The organism is Leekyejoonella antrihumi (assembly GCF_007845645.1).
Lineage (GTDB): Bacteria > Actinomycetota > Actinomycetes > Actinomycetales > Dermatophilaceae > Leekyejoonella > Leekyejoonella antrihumi.
Map to the genome: position 1 here is coordinate 1 of NZ_VCQV01000035.1, position 14,045 is coordinate 14,045.

Below are 14,045 nucleotides of genomic sequence, written 5' to 3' on the forward strand. Positions count from 1 at the left end.
CGCAGTCCAGCAGTCGCTGCACCCGTTGCCGCACGGCGGCCTCGGACAGGCCGACCTCGCGCGCGATCGTCGAGTACGCCGCACGCCCATCGCGCTGCAACAAACCAATGATCGACTTCGAGACGTCATCAAGTATCGGCCCTACCGTGCGATTTTCCCTCGTCACAGCCTCATAGTGCCACCAGATCAGTGGCAATACAACCAATTCAGTGCGGAATCAGAAGTATCTACCAAATTAGCAGCATGCAAAGGAGGTGGTTGTCGCGGTTGCGAAGCCGCGCGGGCGCCGACCGATGGTGCCGGTGGCCTCAACCCCTCTATTGCTGGATCGGGTCGGTGCGAATGTCGGCCGGGGAACGGCGGCGCGACTTGTTGAGGACCTATCAGCAGCAGGCGAACATTCGCCGTAACAAACAGATCTGCACAACGCGCTTTTCCGATTAGTGTGGAGCGCGGTCGGCGGCGGGCCATCTGCTGGTGTTGTCTGTTCGTGGTTGGGGCATGGGTACGCCGCTGCTCTTGAGCGCCTGGATCACCAGGGTGGTCTCGACGGACTCCACATGGTCGAGCCACGCAGCCCGGGTGACGAAATCGTAGAGATCTGAGCGCTCTGGCACGGCGACCTCGACGGCCAGTTGGTAGCGCCCACTGATCACGGCTGCATAGCGGACCTGCGGGGAGCTCAGCAGCGTGGCGCTCGCCGACTCTATCCGGGTGGGCGCCGTGCAGACCCACAGCATTGCCTGCACACCGAGGCCGAGCATGGTCGGGTTTGCCACAGCACGGATGAACAGCGCGCCTTCCGCCCGCATGGCTTCCACGCGCCGCCGCGCTGTTGATGGAGAGATACCCGCGAGCCGGGCGAGATCCTCATGCGTCGTGCGTCCGTCCTCCCGCAGAGCCCGAAGGATGGCTCGATCGACGGTGGACCGCTGCTGCGTCGAGGTCGCCGCGTCGGGCGTGACGACTGGGGCACCCTGCAAAAGGTCGACTGCGGGCTGGGGAAGGGCGAACGGATGCCACTCGTGTATGGCGCGCAGGTATCGCAGCACTGGCAGCGACTCGCAGGACGTCACGCCGGGCACCGCGGGCAGGTCGTCCAGCAGCAGGGTGTTCAGTCTGGCCGGTGGACAGATCAGTTCGGCGCAGCAGTCTGCGGCACCGGCGAGCAGGTAGCTGAAGGTGGTGTCGCGGCGCGCGGCGAGGGCTTGCGCCGCGATCCTCGTAGTGCCGGGCGCGCACCGCACCCTGACCAGTAGGGACTCACCGAAGGTCGATAGGCCGGTCACGCGTACGGCGCCGCTGCTGAGCAGGCGGGCGCCCCGGCGGGCGATCGTGCGTTCCTGCTCGTCGAGCGCGACCGCGACGGTCCGCCAGGCGACGCGGGCGTCGATCTGCAGCGCGGCAACGATCTGCAGGTCGAGCGAGTCGACCAACGATGACGACATGAGCCAATTCTATGTCGGATTCCATCACCTGCGGGGAGGGCCTTGTCGAGGTCCGTCACGCCGCGTCATGGTGTGACGTATCCCACTTGTTCGACAAAGCGAAAGGAGGTCGACATGACCGTGTCGCCCGTCGCCGAGCGTTCCACATCTTCTCGATCTCGTGCGGTCTGTATCCTTCCGGTCATCCCAGCGGTGGCTCTTTTGCTGGCGCCCTGGTTGGCCTTCGTCAACACGGCCACCCTCTGGCTGGGGGTTCCGGCGCTGTTCATCTGGACCTCGATATGGGTCCTCTTGATTCCTGTCACTTTGCTGACTGTTGAGCGGCGCTGGTCCCGTTTCCGCCCGGACGCCACTGACGGCAGCCCTGACCTCCTGGGGGATGCATCATGATCTTGGCGGTAGCGCTCATCGGCATGGTCGTGATTGCCTCCTGCGCCTTCATCGGTCGCCGCCGACCGTCGGCGACGCTGGAGGACTGGACCGTTGGCCAGCGCAACTTTGGTGGCATCGTCACCTGGTTCCTCATGGCCGGTGAGTCCTTCACGACCTTCACCTTTCTCGCCGTGGCGGGCCTCGCGTTTACCAGCGGCGCCGCCGCGACCTACGCCATCCCGTATATCCCGTTGTCGTTCATCGGGCTGTACTTCCTGGGGCCGAAGCTGTGGCGACTGGGAAAGCAGCACGGGTACCTCACTCAGGCCGACTTCTTTTCGGAGCGATATCGCAGCCCGCTGCTCGGCAGGATCGTCGCGGTCGTCGGAGTGGTGTTCTTGTTGCCGTACCTGCAGTTGCAGATCACCGGCCTCGGCCTGATCGTGGAACTGGTTACCGGCAGCCACCAGTCCGGGACGCTGAGCATGGTAGTGGCCACGGTGCTGATGGTGGCGTTCGTGCTGTGGTCGGGTATCCGCGGTCTGGCCCAGACGGCCTACCTGAAGGATGCGCTGATGATCCTGGCGATGATCGTGCTGATCATCGCGGTCCCGGTGCACTATGCCGGCGGGATCGGCGCCCTGTTCCGGACCGTCAGCGCCCACGAGCCGCAGCTGCTCACCCTGCACTCCGGCCCGACCGACGGCATCTGGTGGGTCAGCAGCGTGCTGATCAGCACGATCGGCTCTCTGTTCATGACTCTGCCGCACCTGTGGCCGGGGCTGCTCGCCGCGCGGGGGCCGCGCACGCTGCGGCGCAACTTCACCTTCCTGCCGCTCTACCAGGTGGTCATCATCCTGCCGGTGATCATTGGCTTTACCGGGGTGGTCGCGCTGAAGAAAAGCACCGACGGTAACGATGTCCTACTGACCCTCGCGCATGGCGCGCTGCCGGACTGGCTCACCGGGGTTATCGCGGTCGCCGCCGCCGCGTCGGCGATGATTCCCGCCGCGGCCTTGTGCATCGGAATGTCGACCTTGGTCGCGCACAACCTGCTGCCGACTCGCACCGAGCGGACCCGCCTGGCGATCAACCATGGCACGGTCCTGGTCGCGGCGGGCCTAGCCCTCACGCTCGGGTTGACCCGGCCGAATGCCCTCGCGAACCTGCTCCTGCTGACCTTCAGCGGACTGGCGCAGCTCGCGCCCGCGCTGGCGGCCGCCGTCGGTCGCCGCCGCTGGCTGAACGCGACTCCTGCCCTGCTGGGCATCGTCGTCGGCGTCGGTGTGGTGGGCCTGCTCACCTTCGACACCGCGATCCCCACGCACAACGTCAACGTGGGCATCATCGGGCTGGTCGCCAACGTCGTCGTTGCAGCGGCCGCCCAGGCGGTCGTCATCCTTCGCAGCGGCAGCGTCCAGGACGCCACGCGGAAGGCGGAGGCATCGGAGGTGCTGGCATGACCGACCTGTGTTTCCTGGACGCGAGAGAGCTTGCCGGGATGCTGCGTCGCAAGGAGGTGTCCGCCCGCGAGGTCGTCACCGCCCACCTGGACCAGATTGGGCGGGTCAACCCGCAGGTGAACGCGATCGTCACGCTCACCGCGGAGCAGGCGTTCGCCGACGCGGCCGCCGCGGACGACCGGCTCGCAGCCGGGGAACGCATTGGGCCACTGCACGGAATGCCGTTCGCGTTTAAGGACACTGACGATACGGTCGGGGTCCGTACGACGTACGGCTCCCCGCTGTTCGCCGATCATGTGCCTGAGCGGGACGAGCTGGTGGTCGGGCGGGTCAAGGCGGCCGGCGCGATCACCCTGGGCAAGACCAACGTCCCGGAGTTTGCCGCCGGGTCGCACACCTTCAACGAGGTGTTCGGCGTGACCCGCAACCCCTATGACCTCTCGCGGTCCGCCGGCGGATCCAGTGGTGGTGCCGCAGCAGCTCTGGCCTGCGGGATGGTGCCGCTCGCGGATGGCAGCGACATGGGCGGCTCGTTGCGCAATCCCGCATCCTTCTGCAACGTGGTCGGATTCCGCCCCTCGCCCGGGCGAGTCCCGACCTGGCCGAACGCGGACCCGTGGTCGACCATGGCGGTGCAGGGACCGCTGGGTCGTACCGTCGCCGACGCGGCGCTGTTGTTGTCGGTCCAGGCCGGACCTGACGCACGGTCACCGATTGCCATCGAGCAGCCCGGCAAGGCGTTCGCCGGTCCCCTCGAGCAGGACCTGTGCGGGTTGCGGGTCGCCTGGTCACCGGATCTGGGCGGTGCCGTTCCGGTGGACCAGGCGGTGACCGACGTCCTTACTCCGCAGGTGAAGGTGTTCGAGGAGCTGGGCTGCCGGGTCGAGCTCGACTGCCCCGACCTGACCGGCGCCGAAGAGGTCTTCCGGACGCTGCGCGCGCGGCTGTTCGACCGCGGCCTTGGCGTCCACCTCGACGAGCACCCGAACCAGGTCAAGGCAAGCATTGCCTGGAACATCAATGAAGGTCGCAAGCTCACGGTTGCCGACCTGAATCGCGCCCACAGCCTGCATGCAGCGTTGTTCCACCGGGTGCGGGAGTTCTTCGGGCAGTACGACCTGTTGCTGCTGCCGGTCAGCCAAGTCGTCCCGTTCGATGCGACGCTCGAGTACCCGACGAGGGTCGCGGGGCAGCCCCAGCGCAGCTATCTGGACTGGATGCGCTCGGCATACCTGATCTCTGCCACCGGATGTCCAGCACTGTCTGTCCCTGCAGGACTGACGCCCGCGGGACTTCCGGTCGGGCTGCAAATTGTCGGCCCGCATCACGCCGACCTGGCCGTGCTGCGGGCCGGTCACGCCTTCCAGAGTGCCCTGCCTTCCCCTACTCGCCCACCCATCTGCCAGGAGTGACATGCCCCTTTCCGAATCGATGCGTGCCGATCTGACCGCGCTGCAGCCCGAGCTGTCCGCGCGGTACCGGGACTTGCACGCGCACCCGGAGCTATCCATGCAGGAGACCCGTACGGCCGGGATCGTCGGAGATCAGTTGCGCGAGCAAGGCTGGGAGGTCACCGAGCACGTCGGGGTGACCGGCGTCGTCGGGGTCCTGCGTCACGGCGACGGTCCGACCGTGCTGCTGCGCGCCGACATGGACGGGCTCCCCGTCAAAGAGGACACGGGCCTGGCATACGCCAGCACCGCCATGGGGCTCGATGCCGACGGCACCGAGCAACCCGTGATGCACGCGTGCGGGCACGATACCCACATCACCTGTCTGCTCGGGGTGACCGCGCTGCTCGCCCGCCACCTCGACGCCTGGAATGGCACGATCCTGGCGGTGTTCCAACCGGGTGAGGAGATCGCCGCCGGTGCACAGGCGATGCTCGACGATCGCTTCCTGGAACGCTTCGGGCGGCCGGATGTCTGCCTGGGCCAGCACGTCATGCCCCTGCCCGCGGGTCACGTCGCGATCCGCAGCGGCACCGCGATGGCCGCCTCCGACAGCCTGCGCGTGCAACTGTTCGGCCGCGGTGGACACGGCTCAACACCGGAGGCAACGGTGGACCCGGTGGTGATGGCCGCCGCGACCATCATGCGCCTGCAGACGGTCGTATCCCGCGTGGTCGCACCGAACGAGTCGGCGGTGCTGACCGTGGGGTCGGTGCATGCCGGCACCAAGGAGAACATCATTCCGGCGCAGGCCGAGTTGAAGCTGAATATTCGCTCCTTCACCGAGGGCACTCGCACGAAGGTCCTTCACGCGATCGACCGGATCGTGGGGGCCGAGGCGACTGCCTCCGGTGCGCCGGAGCCGCCGCGGATCACGACTCTCAACCGGTTCCCCGTCACCGTCAATGACGAGGCGGCCACACGGTCCGTGCAAGCCGCGCTGTCCCAAGAGCTGGGGGAGGAGCACGTGCACGAGGTTCCACCCCTGTCCGGGAGCGAAGACTTCGGCACCTTCGGGACGACCGCAGGGGTCCCCTCCGTGTTCTGGTTCTGGGGCGGTCACGACCCGGCGCAGGAGGCACGGTTCGCGCCCCTCATCGCGAGCGGCACGCTGCCCGACGGTGTGCCGGGCAACCACTCGCCGCAGTTCGCGCCGGTCATCGATCCGACCCTGCAGGTCGGTGTGCGCTGCCTGCTGTCCGCTGCCCTGGCCTGGATCGGCATCGACCAACCCAACCAACCATGAACCCGCCACGACCGCAGACTGGTTCTGCCACAACAGAAAGAGCAATACCCCATGAATGACGGCCCCAGCGATGCCAGCACAGATCTCGGAACCGGCCTTACGCCGGCGACCGGCCCGTGGGAGCAACACCCCGGCGCCTTGTCCGGGATCCGGGTGCTCGACCTGACACGTGTCCTTTCCGGCCCGTTCGCCTCGATGGTCATGGCGGACCTTGGCGCCGACGTGATCAAGATCGAGAACACCACGGCCGGGGATGACACTCGAAGGTGGGGGCCTCCCTTTCAGGGCGACGACGCGGCGTACTTCCACGCAGTCAACCGCAACAAGCGGTCCCTGGCCGTGGACCTGAAGTCGGCGACGGGCCGTGACATTGCACTGCGGCTGGCGAACGCGGCTGACGTGGTGCTCGAGAACTTCCGTCCCGGTACCGCGGAGCGCCTCGGACTCGGCTATGCGCAGCTCGCCGAACGAAACCCGCGGCTGGTCTACGGCTCGGTCAGCGGGTTTGGACACACCGGACCGCTTCGCGAGCGGGCCGGATATGACGCGATCGCCCAGGCGATGTCCGGCATGATGAGCGTGACCGGCGAGTCCGACGGGCCGCCCGTGCGCTTCGGAGTCGCCGGAGCCGACATCGCAGCCGGCATGTGGGTCACCGTGGGTGTGCTGGCCGCGCTGCACTCCCGAACCCAGACCGGGTGCGGGCAGCACGTCGACGTGTCGCTGCTGGACAGTCAGACCTCCTGGCTGACCTACGTTGCGCAGAACTACTTTGCCACGGGCCAGACACCGCGACGCTACGGGTCGGCCCACCCGAACATCGTTCCCTACCAGGGATTTGCCACCAAGGACGGCGAGATCATGGTCGCCGTCGGCAACGACCTGCTGTGGCAGCGATTTGCCCGGGTCGCCGGTCTCGATCACGTCCTCAACGACCCGGCGTATGTCACGAACCCGCAGCGGGTCGCGCACCGCGATACCCTGCTGCCCCTGGTCGAGGACGCACTGCGCATGCGCACGGCCGCGCAGTGGAGCGAGCTGCTGACCGATGCCGGGGTGCCCGTCGGGCCGATCAACACCGTGCCGGAGGCCCTCGCGCAGCCGCAGCTGCTGGCCCGGGACATGGTCGTGGACCTGCCACATACCGCCGAGGGCAGCATCCGCACGCTCGGATCCCCGATCAAGCTGTCCTCGACGCCCCTGGCGCTGCGGCAGGGCTCTCCCATCCTCGGTGAGCACACCACCCAGATCCTGGATGGGCTGGGACTGTCTCCGAGCGAGATCGAGGCCCTGGCCGCGACGGGGGCGGTGCGCCGATGACGCGCATCGTGGTGGACCGCAACTCGCCGGTGGCGACGGTCACCGTCGGCGACGGGCTGCGACGCAACGCACTGGGCCAGTCCGACTGGCGTGACCTGACCGCCGAGATCCGAGCCCTGGATGCTGACCCGCGCCCCCGGGTCGTGGTGATCACTGGCCGGGACCAGACGTTCAGCGCGGGCTCCGACCTGACCGAGTGGGTTGGGGCGGACTTGCCCGACGTCGAGCGCAGCTTCCAGGCGATGGAGGACTGCTTTCAGGCGATCGAGCGGGCATCCATCCCGGTCATCGCTGCGGTCGAAGGCACGGCCGCGGGGGCCGGCTGCCAGCTGGCACTGGCCTGTGACGTGGCAGTGGTCTCAGCGTCGGCGAAACTGGGTATGCCCATCGTCCGGCTGGGCATCCTCGCCTCCGACGCGTTCGTCGAACGCCTCTCGGCGCGGATCGGCGCCGCCCTGACCGCCGACCTCTACCTCACCGGAAGGCTGCTGCGCGCCGACGAGGCCCAGGCCGCGGGACTGGTCGCGCGGGTGGCCCCACCGGGGACCACGCTCGCCGCAGCCCTGGACATCGCCACCGGGCTGCAGCAGCAACCACCGGCCGCCGTCAACGCGGCGAAGTCGATGATGCTAGCGGTCACTCGGCACCCTTCGCCGGGCCGCGACCGGGCTCCCACGGTCGATTTCGACACCTTCCGGAACCAGATCAATGCCTTCTTCGCCAGAGGTTCGACGCGACCGGTCCTGAACGGCTCGATCCCCAGCTGAGATGGACGGCATACCTCGTGAGTCGGTGACGATCCCTGCTAGGTTCTCGACCCGGCATACACCTGACGGCCGGCGAACCAGGTCTCCTCAACCGTGGTGTCGAGCAGCTCGGTTGGGTCGACGGCGGTGATGTCGCGGTCGAGCATGACGAAGTCGGCCGACCTGCCGGTGGTGAGGGTGCCGGTGATGTCGCCCAGGCCCATCGCGGTCGCGCCGTTGACCGAGAAGATCTCGATCGCTTCCTCACGGGTGACGGCCTGCTCGGGCCACAGCGCACCGGGGAAGGTGCCGGTCGGGTCCTGGCGGGTGACGAGTCCGGCGATGGCCTCGAACACGTTCGGTGACTCACTGACGGGCCAGTCGGAGCCGCCCGCGACGAGGGCGCCCGAGTCCAGCAGGTCGCGGTTCGGCTGCATCCGCGCAGCTCGCTCGGGAGGCAGCACTTCGGCGATCGCCTGCGGGATCACGCCGGGAACCCACAGGAACGGGGAGATATCGGCGTCGATGCCGAGCGCGGCGAGCCGCGGTAGGTCGTCCGGTGCGATGAACTGGCCACGCGCGATGTGGTGCCGCTGGTTGGTGAATCCCTCGCCGCGGAGTCGCTCCACGGCGTCGAGCACCATGTGCACTGACTTGTCGCCGGTGCAGTGAACTTTCGCAGAGAGACCGGCTTGCGCCCCCAGGCGCATCCAGTGCAGCAGTTCGTCGGGGCTCATCGTTGGCTCGCCGCAGTAGTGGTCGCCGTGCGCGTCAGGCAGGTACGGATGAAGGAACGCGCCGGTGCGGGCCGGCGGCACGCCGTCCAGGAAGATCTTGACGAACGTCGGCCGGTGGTGCTCGTTCGCATACGATTTCCCCCGCGCACACAGCTCCTCACCGATTGGCGCGAACCCGAAGGTCAGGTCGTTGACCAGCATGGAGGTGACGACCCACGCGTCCAGCAGACCCTCGTCATCCAGTGACTTTAGGGTGGCCATGATGTCGGTGGACACGGCCGCATCCTGGAACGCGGTGATGCCGTGCCGGTGCAGGATCTCGCTGCCGCGGCGCGAACAGGCCCGCTGCGCCTCGGCATCGATGCGGGCAGACTCCGGCACGGCCTGCTCCATCATTCGACCTGCCGCCTCCAGCATCACCCCGGTCGGCGGCCCGTCTTCGCGGAGCATCTGCCCGCCCTCGGGATCCGGTGCGGACGCCGTAACCCCGGCGATCTCCAGGGCCCGGCTCGACACCCACCGGTTGTGGTGACTGTCGTCGGTCAACAGCACCGCCCGGCCGCCTGCCGCCTCGTCCAGCCGAAACCGGGCGGTGTGCGTGGCAAGCTCGCTCATCAGTCCGGAGCCCCAACTGCCGCCGATAACCCACGCGTCGACCGGCAGACCGGTCGCCTGGGCACGCACGGCGTCGAGGATCTGCGACAGCGTCGCGGTGACCGAGAACGTCACCTCGAAGAGGTCGGCGCGCCCCGCCAGCGCGTGGTGATTGTGTACGTCGGTCAGGCCCGGCATTACGAACCGGCCAGCCAGGTCGCGCACCTCGGTCTGGCAGGCTTGCCCTCGTCGCGGCTCAACTCCAGGCGCAACCCTTCTTCGAAGGCAACGAGAGCGTCCATAGCTCCAGCGCCTGCTCAGAGCGTCAACCCGGCACCTTCCTTGGCGGTTGCTTGAACTACTGGGTGGCCACGCACTTGGCGTACTCATTGAAAAGCCCCGGCGCCAGGCTGGCGGAGGGCGGAGTCACAGGTGGGCGAGGGCGGTCTCGGCGGCGTTGTAGCCGCCTATTCCATGCACTCCGGCACCGGGCGTTGTCGCGGACGAGTACAGGTACACACCAGGTATGCCCAGTGAGTACGGGTTCGGGGTCGGCCGCGGGAGGAAGGCGATCTGCAGCGCGGTGTTCGCGCCGGAGCTGATGTCGCCGCCGACGTAGTTGAGGTTGTATGTCGCGAGGTCGGCCGGGCTGCGGGTCGAGGTGGCGAGGATCTGGTCGCCGAAGCCCGGCGCGAACCGTTCGATCTGTCCGATGATCGCGTCGGTCGCGTCACCGGGGTAGCCGTGCGGCACGTGGGCGTAGGCGTAGACGGGGTTCGCCGTCCCGATCGAGCGCGAGCGGTCGACGAGGTACTGCTGGCCCAGGAGCACGAACGGCCGGTCCGGGTCGTCCTTGAATCGGCGCGCGGTCCAGCTCGCCGGCAGGAGTGCCTTGATACCGAATCGGGTCAACGCGACCGGGTGCCTCGGCACATGGGCGAGGGTTGGAAGACCTCGGCGATGAGGTCGTCGAAGATTCGGACGGACGGGCCGAACACCCGCTCCCAGCGATCCGCGTCCAGACCGAGGGTCTCGGTGCGCGTCATCCCGCGCACTGCGAGCCCGGCGCGGCCGTCGTCGAGCGGGTGGGCCAGATCGACCTCGGGCCACAGCCAGCGCAGTCCGTGGCGTTCGAGGCCGAGCGAGGCGAAGTACGGTGAGGCGATGCCGGTGGGGTGGAACGCCGCGCAGTCGTCGTGCAACAGGCCGGGAAGGGTCAGCTGCGAGGTTCGCGCCCCGGCCGCCGGGCCGGTCGCCCGCCTCGAGCACCGTGACCTCGAGGCCGTGCTGGGCGAGTCGGATCGCGGCGGACAACCCGTTCGGGCCGCTGCCGACCACCACCGCCGTGGTCACGCCTGCTGCTCCTGCTTCTGCTTCTGCTCGTCGACCTGGTTCCGGACCAAGGTCAGCGTCTCCTGGCGGACATAACCGTCGGCCGTCCAGCTGACCTTCAGCGGAACCGGGCCGTTGGGCAACCAGGGCTGCTCCTCGATGCAGTCGGCGACGTTCCAGGTGCCGCGTTCGACGACACCCAGCGCGGCATCGATGACCCGGTACTCCTGGGTCTTCTTGTGGATCGGCTGAGACTCGACGTACATCACCACCAGGTCGCCCGGCGCAAGCTGGAGCCGCCTCTGGACCGCCGCGACCATCCGGTCGTCGTGCAGGTGCCCGTCGCCGAAGTTCCAGCCGAGGACCGTGTTGCACACGAACTCGCCCTCGCGGACGGTGCGGGAATTGAGATCGTCGAGATGGTCGAGGAGCAGCGAGTACAGGCCACGGCCCTGGCTGTGCATGCCACGCCAGCCGAGCAGCTTCTGCAGCGTCATCTCGGCATCGTTCGGCTCGTACTTCATCGCGACCAACTGATCGGTGAGGTTGGTCACCAGCGGCAGGTCCGACAGGCGTTCTTCGACCCCGGGGCGCATCGCCCAGGTTGCCGACGCCCAGTTGCCGGCATACTGCCGCAGCGAGGGCAGGAACGAGACCAGGTCGGGTCGCAGGTTGCCGATGATCGGAAAGAGGAACGCCAGCGCGAAGATCGGGATCAAACCCAGCGGGTGGGAGAAGTATAGATCGCGAAGTCACCCGGGTTGTGACCGATCCACAGGGTGATGGCGGCGAACCCGAAGAAGGCGTTCCACTCCAAGGGCACCGCCAACGGGAACGTCGAGGTGATGAACAGGTGGAAGACCAGCATCGCGATCGCCGCGACCGCGGCAACGACGATGTTGGTGGTGAACAGCAGGACCAGGGGGATCACGATATCCACGCTGGTGCCACCGAGGTGGGCCATGAACCAGGAGAAGGAGGAGGGCCGGATGTCCTCCGGCGCGTTCTTGTGGTGCAGGCGCTTGATGAACTTGCCGGGCATCGCCGGGCTGTTGGAGACCATCGGCGGCACCACCTTGATGAAGTGGTCGCCGAACTTCGAGATACCGGCACAGATCCACACACAGGCGATGACGACCTTGAACGCGATGACCATGTCCACGAAGCTGCCGCTGAGCAGGAAGGTGTACAACATGATCGGCAGGTACTGCTCGGATCGGCCGGCCAGGAAGACCACCTTGTCCCGTAGGCCCATCAACGGCATCATGATGAGGATCGGCACGAAGGTCCATCCGGGAATGCTCTGCTGGCCGGCGAACCCGGCCACATTCTCGGCGTGGACCGCCAAGGGGACGATGAGGCTCCCGAGCACGGCCAGGTAGAGCACCACGTCGCCGACAGTGCGGGTGTCGCCGCCGGTAAGCGGTACCTTTTTGCCCCAGGGCGCCATCCGAATCGTCCCGGGCCGCAGCCAGTACCGAATGTTGCCGGTCATCGGCTTGAAGTGGCCACACAGGGGTCCCCAGGCGCCGCCGAGCCCGATCACCTCCAGGAGCATCAGCCATACGGCCAGCTTCTGGTAGACCACGATGTTGTCCCACCAGGAGGTGACGTGCAGGAAGCTGATGTCACTGGTCAGGGACGCGATCAGGATGCCGCAGGCCAGGTAGAGGCCGAGCATCTTGACGGTGTACACGACATAGAGCATCTTCGGGGTTCCGAAGTCGTCGTCGACCCAATGGGTGGACAGGATCCGGACCCGGTCGAGGAAGGAAAGCCGGACGAACTCCGACGGTTCGACGGGCTGGGGCGAGGGGGTGAGGAATCCCATGACTCACGCTCCTTGGTGACCGCTGGCGCAACGGGTGGTGTCGAGGTCGCGCAGCGCTTGCTTGTCGATCTTGCCGACCGCGTTCTTGGGCAGAGAAACCATCAGATGGATGGCGGAGGGGACCTTGATCTTGGTCAACTTGTCGCGGCACAGGCCGACGAGCTCATACGGTTCGACGACCGCGTCCGGGTAGGTCGCCACGTAGGCGAGGGGCACCTCGCCGTACACGTCGTGCGGCGCGCCGACCACGGCGGCCTCGAGGACCGCCGGGTGGCCATGCAGGACGGTCTCGATCTCCTTGGGGTAGATGTTCTCCCCGCCCCTGATGATCAGGTCCTTGATGCGGTCGACGATCCGCAGATAGCAGTCCTCGTCGAGAATGCCGACGTCTCCGGTATGCAGCCAACCGTCGCCCAGCGCCTGTGCCGTGGCGTCGTCCCGGTTGAGGTAGCCCAGCATGACGTTCGGGCCCTGGATGACGACCTCGCCACGCTGACCGGTGGGCAGTATCCTGCCGTCCGACGCCATGACCTCGACCCTCTGGCCCGGAAGGGCCACGCCGACCGTGCCGAGCCTGCGGTCGCCTGCCGGCGGGTTCGCCGTGGAGGCGCAGGTGCCCTCGGTGAGGCCATACCCCTCGACCAGCGGGAAACCGAACCGTCGTTCGGTCGCATCGAGCAGCTCCTTCGACGCCGGCGCCGCGCCGCAGATCGCGAACCGGACGGAGGACGTGTCGGCGACCACGGTCGACGGCTGCGAGACGAGCTGGGAGTAGATCGTCGGCACGGCGGAGAAGTAGGTGGGCCGCAACCGCTCGATGGCGGAGAGGAGCTCGCGAGGCTGGAACCGGTCGAGGACGCTCAGCCGGCCGCCCACGGTCATCGGGGTCAGGAAACTCACGCAGATCGCGTTGACGTGGAAGAGGGGGAGGATCAGCAGGCAGTGGTCGTCGCGGTTGATCCCCAGATGAGTGGCCATCATGGTGGCCATCGCCGCAATGTTCGAGTGGCTCAGCATGACACCCTTGGGTCGGCCGGTGGAGCCACTGGTGTAGATCACCAGCGCGAGGTCTGTGGCCGACGTGACCGCCTCGGGCAGGTCCGTCTCGCCGGTTCGGGTTCGCCGAAGGTCATCCGCGGAAACCGCCTGGCATCCACCGTTCGGGGCGTCCGATCCTGCGTTGACGACGAGCACCGCCTCCGCGTCGTGGATCTGGAAGTCCGCCTCGTATGCCGTGAAGACCGGGTTGATCGGGGTCGCGACGGCGCCGAGTCGAGCATGGCCACCAGCAGCTCGACCCGGTTCGGCAGCATGACCGCGACGACCGACCCGCGAGCGACGCCGAGCTCTGCAAACTGCTCCGCGACCGCGTCCGCCCAGTCACCCAGCTCGGCGTAGGTGAGGGCGTTGCGGTCGTCCTGGACGCAACGACGTGCGTCGTAGGCAGCGGGACGTTGCCAGGGAAGGTAGTCGAGTGTCGTCACGATTCGTCTCCTCGGATCGGC

General features: G+C 67.4%; 14 protein-coding genes and 2 pseudogenes. 6 read left to right on the forward strand and 10 right to left on the reverse strand.

All coding sequences use genetic code 11. The features are described 5' to 3' along the window. Positions 1–166, reverse strand: a 166-nt coding sequence (locus FGL98_RS19630; RefSeq protein ID WP_146319654.1) for an AsnC family transcriptional regulator, incomplete at its 3' end; no start/stop codon positions are given. 274 nt (positions 167–440) lie between these two features. Next, positions 441–1,448 (reverse strand): Lrp/AsnC family transcriptional regulator, encoded by a 1,008-nt coding sequence (locus tag FGL98_RS19635; protein WP_146319656.1) that lies wholly within the window; start codon positions 1,446–1,448, stop codon positions 441–443. Between the two features lie 114 nt (positions 1,449–1,562). Here FGL98_RS19635 and FGL98_RS19640 point away from each other — a divergent pair, with 114 nt between their 5' ends. From FGL98_RS19640 to FGL98_RS19665, 6 genes are read left to right on the forward strand one after another with little or no spacing between them, the layout of a single operon-like run. Further along, positions 1,563–1,838: a hypothetical protein gene (locus tag FGL98_RS19640; protein ID WP_146319658.1), complete on the forward strand. Its 276-nt coding sequence runs from the start codon at positions 1,563–1,565 to the stop codon at positions 1,836–1,838. Further along, the gene (locus FGL98_RS19645) at positions 1,835–3,283 is read left to right on the forward strand and encodes a sodium:solute symporter family protein (protein WP_146319660.1); all 1,449 of its coding nucleotides are present in this window, start codon (positions 1,835–1,837) and stop codon (positions 3,281–3,283) included. Before FGL98_RS19640 ends, FGL98_RS19645 begins: the two co-directional genes overlap by 4 nt. Continuing rightward, a complete protein-coding gene (locus tag FGL98_RS19650) occupies positions 3,280–4,695 on the forward strand; it encodes an amidase (protein ID WP_146319662.1) in 1,416 nt (471 codons plus the stop codon). Before FGL98_RS19645 ends, FGL98_RS19650 begins: the two co-directional genes overlap by 4 nt. A gap of 1 nt (position 4,696) precedes the next feature. Continuing rightward, entirely contained in the window at positions 4,697–5,980 is a 1,284-nt protein-coding gene (locus FGL98_RS19655; RefSeq protein ID WP_146319664.1) for an amidohydrolase, read from the forward strand. Between the two features lie 51 nt (positions 5,981–6,031). After that, positions 6,032–7,300 carry a CaiB/BaiF CoA transferase family protein gene (locus FGL98_RS19660; RefSeq protein ID WP_146319666.1) on the forward strand — a complete coding sequence of 423 codons (1,269 nt, stop codon included), beginning with the start codon at positions 6,032–6,034 and terminating at the stop codon, positions 7,298–7,300. Next, a complete protein-coding gene (locus FGL98_RS19665; RefSeq protein ID WP_146319668.1) occupies positions 7,297–8,067 on the forward strand; it encodes an enoyl-CoA hydratase/isomerase family protein in 771 nt (256 codons plus the stop codon). Before FGL98_RS19660 ends, FGL98_RS19665 begins: the two co-directional genes overlap by 4 nt. Before the next feature lie 38 nt (positions 8,068–8,105). On the opposite strand, the gene FGL98_RS19670 is transcribed toward FGL98_RS19665, so the two are convergent. From FGL98_RS19670 to FGL98_RS26495, 8 genes and pseudogenes are all read right to left on the reverse strand, one after another. Further along, on the reverse strand, positions 8,106–9,767 hold the full coding sequence (locus FGL98_RS19670) for an amidohydrolase (RefSeq protein ID WP_146319670.1): 1,662 nt from the start codon (positions 9,765–9,767) through the stop codon (positions 8,106–8,108). Positions 9,768–9,803: 36 nt separating this feature from the next. Then, positions 9,804–10,310, reverse strand: coding sequence for a phytoene desaturase family protein (locus FGL98_RS26470; RefSeq protein ID WP_246136659.1), 507 nt, complete (start codon positions 10,308–10,310; stop codon positions 9,804–9,806). Next, positions 10,286–10,579: a hypothetical protein gene (locus tag FGL98_RS26475; protein WP_246136660.1), complete on the reverse strand. Its 294-nt coding sequence runs from the start codon at positions 10,577–10,579 to the stop codon at positions 10,286–10,288. Before FGL98_RS26475 ends, FGL98_RS26470 begins: the two co-directional genes overlap by 25 nt. Before the next feature lie 28 nt (positions 10,580–10,607). Continuing rightward, positions 10,608–10,730: pseudogene (locus tag FGL98_RS26480) on the reverse strand (FAD-dependent oxidoreductase); the annotation flags it as partial. Continuing rightward, a complete protein-coding gene (locus FGL98_RS26815) occupies positions 10,727–11,428 on the reverse strand; it encodes a DUF3556 domain-containing protein (RefSeq protein ID WP_222432280.1) in 702 nt (233 codons plus the stop codon). The pseudogene FGL98_RS26480 and the gene FGL98_RS26815, both read right to left, overlap by 4 nt. Continuing rightward, a complete protein-coding gene (locus tag FGL98_RS26820; RefSeq protein ID WP_222432281.1) occupies positions 11,425–12,540 on the reverse strand; it encodes a DUF3556 domain-containing protein in 1,116 nt (371 codons plus the stop codon). Before FGL98_RS26820 ends, FGL98_RS26815 begins: the two co-directional genes overlap by 4 nt. Before the next feature lie 3 nt (positions 12,541–12,543). Further along, positions 12,544–13,068, reverse strand: coding sequence for a class I adenylate-forming enzyme family protein (locus FGL98_RS26825; protein ID WP_342779988.1), 525 nt, complete (start codon positions 13,066–13,068; stop codon positions 12,544–12,546). Beyond that, positions 13,045–14,024: pseudogene (locus tag FGL98_RS26495) on the reverse strand (class I adenylate-forming enzyme family protein); the annotation flags it as partial. The pseudogene FGL98_RS26495 and the gene FGL98_RS26825, both read right to left, overlap by 24 nt. Positions 14,025–14,045 lie beyond the last annotated feature (21 nt).